Genomic DNA, 2,656 nt, shown 5'->3' on the forward strand with positions numbered 1-2,656 from the left:
CAACGGCTCCGTCCAACGGCTCCGTCCGCGCCCTGACCCTCGGCGCTCTGGGCGTCGTCTATGGCGACATCGGCACCAGCCCGCTCTATGCGCTCAAGGAAGCGGCCCGGGCCGCGGCTGCGGGAGGAGCCTTGCAGCCGGAAGCCGTCATCGGCTGTGTCTCGATGATCCTCTGGGCGCTGATCCTGATCATCTCGATCAAGTACTCGATCTTGATCCTGCGCGCCGGCAATCGCGGCGAAGGCGGCATCATGGCGATGCTGGCCCTGCTCAAGGCGCGCCATGCCAGGCCCGGCACAGGGCGCGCCTATGTCCTCGTCGTCGGACTCGTCGGCGCCGCCTTGCTCTATGGCGACGGCGCGATCACGCCGGCCATCTCCGTGCTCAGCGCGATTGAGGGCCTCAAGGTCGACGCACCGATGCTGGCGCCGGCCGTCGTGCCGCTGACCGCTGCGATCCTGATGGGTGTCTTCCTGGTCCAGAGCAAGGGCACCGGCTTCATCGGCCGGCTGTTCGGGCCGATCATGCTGCTCTGGTTCCTGGCGCTCGCTCTGCTCGGCATCCGGGGCATCCTGATGGCGCCGGGGATCCTCGCAGCGATCAACCCATTGAATGCGCTCTACTTCATTACCCACACCGCCCCGCTCGTCGGCTTCGCCGTGCTGGGCGCCACGTTCCTGGCCGTGACCGGTGGCGAGGCGATGTATGCGGATATGGGCCATTTCGGTCCCAAACCCATCCGCCTCGCCTGGTTCACCATCGTGCTGCCTGCGCTGATGCTCAATTATTTTGGCCAGGGCGGGCTGCTACTCACCCAACCTGCAGCCCTCACCAACCCATTCTACCAACTCGCCCCGGACTGGGCGCACTACCCATTGATCCTCTTCGCCACCGCCGCCGCCGTCATCGCCTCGCAGGCGGTAATTACAGGCGCCTTCTCGCTCACTCGACAGGCTGTGCAGCTCGGCCTCTTCCCCGCCGTCCACATCAAGCACACGGCCCATGACCAGAGGGGACAGGTCTACATTCCGATCGTCAACTGGATGATCTGCCTGGCGACGCTCACCTCGGTCTTCATGTTCCGCTCGTCCGATGCGCTGGCCGGCGCCTATGGCATCGCCGTCTCGTTGCTCATGGCCATCACCACCGGACTCGCAGCGCTGATCGCCCTCAAATGGGGCTACAACCCAATCCTTGTCGTGGCGGTCAACGGCTTCTTCCTGCTGATCGACCTTGCCTTCTTCTCCGCCAACCTGCCGAAGTTGCATGAAGGTGGCTGGTATCCGCTGGTCCTGGCGCTCGTGCTGGTGGTGATCATGCTGACCTGGCGGCGCGGCCTCGCTTTGGTGGAGGCAGCGCGTGGCCGCCAACGCGAGCCGGAGAGGGAGTTTCTCGACATGCTGGCCACGAACCCGCCTGTGCGCCTGCCGGGCACCGCCGCCTTTCTGGCCTCGGCCGCCCGCGGGCTTCCGCTCTCACTCACGCATTTCGTTCGCCACAATCATGCCCTGCACGAGCGCATTCTTCTTGTCACCGGCAAGCTAGAGGAAATCCCGCGCGTCCCCGACGAAAACCGTATGGAGGCGATCAAACTCGCGCCCGGCGTCACTCGCGTGATCCTGCATTTCGGTTTCATGGAGACGCCACATATTCCCGGCGGCCTACGCTGCGGCGCCGACCGTGGACTTCTGCCGGGCGTCGATCTCATTCAAATGTCGTACTATATTGGCCGTGAGACGATCATTCCGCGCGAGGATATTGTGGGAATGGCCGTGTGGCGCGAGGCGCTCTTCTCCTTCATGCAGCGTAACGCCGAGCGCTCAGCTGCCCATTTCCACATCCCCGCGAAGCAGGTCGTGGAGGTCGGCGTGGAGATCGAGATCTGATTGCCACGACTGAAGCCTGCTCGAATACGTCACCAAGCCCTTAAGGAGCAGAGCGCAAAAGCGTTCAGCGAGAAGCAGGGGGCGGTCGGTTGCCGCGTTCAGCTCAAGGATGATCGTCCTCCCCTGACGGGATGCGCCGCGCATGTCTCTCGAACCACGAAGCAAGATCAGCGCCCCATAAGGCGGCAAGTTCAGTGGGGCTGAAATCATAGGGCGAGCGAGGGCTCAACGCTTCGATGCCCTTCAGCCAGCGCTCCCGATGCTTCGGTGAAAGAAGCGGGTTGTTGATGTCGATCGGCTGGTCGTCCATCGCCTTGAGGACATCTCTCATCCGGAGCGCACGCGGTTTCCGCCGGGTCTGCGTTTTCTGCTCCGTCGCTAGCTTCCTGAAATGCACCAGGTCGCTGACCAGCCGGGCATAGGGGGCGACGTTCCAGAGCCGCAGCTGCTCGATCACCTCCGGGCCGTGCTTCGCAACGTCGGCGGCGACGATATCGATGATCGATGCCCCGAGGCGATCACGGGCGTTGAGCAGGTTCTGTCGCCTCATGGCGGTCTCTCCCGCGCCTGCGCGCGCTATGGGCAGGCATCGCCCAGCCGCGCCACGCATGGCGGCGATGCGCAAGGGCATGGCTGAATGCAACAAGCCCGGCATGGCGGACGATGTTAAGGCGCGAGGAGCCCCACGGAGCAAGACCGTGGAGTTCCTCGTCATCTGTTGGTCCCTCGCAGTGCTCGTCTGGCTTGCGCTGATCCTCGTCGTCTCGTTC

At 64.1% G+C, this 2,656-nt stretch carries 2 protein-coding genes; one reads left to right on the plus strand and one right to left on the minus strand.

What is annotated here, in order from left to right:
• Positions 1-32 precede the first annotated feature (32 nt).
• Positions 33-1,886: a potassium transporter Kup gene (locus AC1D34_RS36450; RefSeq protein ID WP_476770871.1), complete on the plus strand. Its 1,854-nt coding sequence runs from the start codon at positions 33-35 to the stop codon at positions 1,884-1,886.
• A gap of 103 nt (positions 1,887-1,989) precedes the next feature.
• Here the strand turns inward: AC1D34_RS36450 and AC1D34_RS36455 are convergent, their stop codons facing one another.
• A complete protein-coding gene (locus tag AC1D34_RS36455; RefSeq protein ID WP_476777431.1) occupies positions 1,990-2,436 on the minus strand; it encodes a hypothetical protein in 447 nt (148 codons plus the stop codon).
• Positions 2,437-2,656: the final 220 nt, after the last annotated feature.

The organism is Allobosea sp. P1_A7 (assembly GCF_056406775.1).

What these genes read in the sequence shown, in the direction of transcription:
- AC1D34_RS36455 (WP_476777431.1), bottom strand. Translation starts at nt 2,436, where the DNA reads ATGAGGCGACAGAACCTGCTCAACGCCCGTGATCGCCTCGGGGCATCG.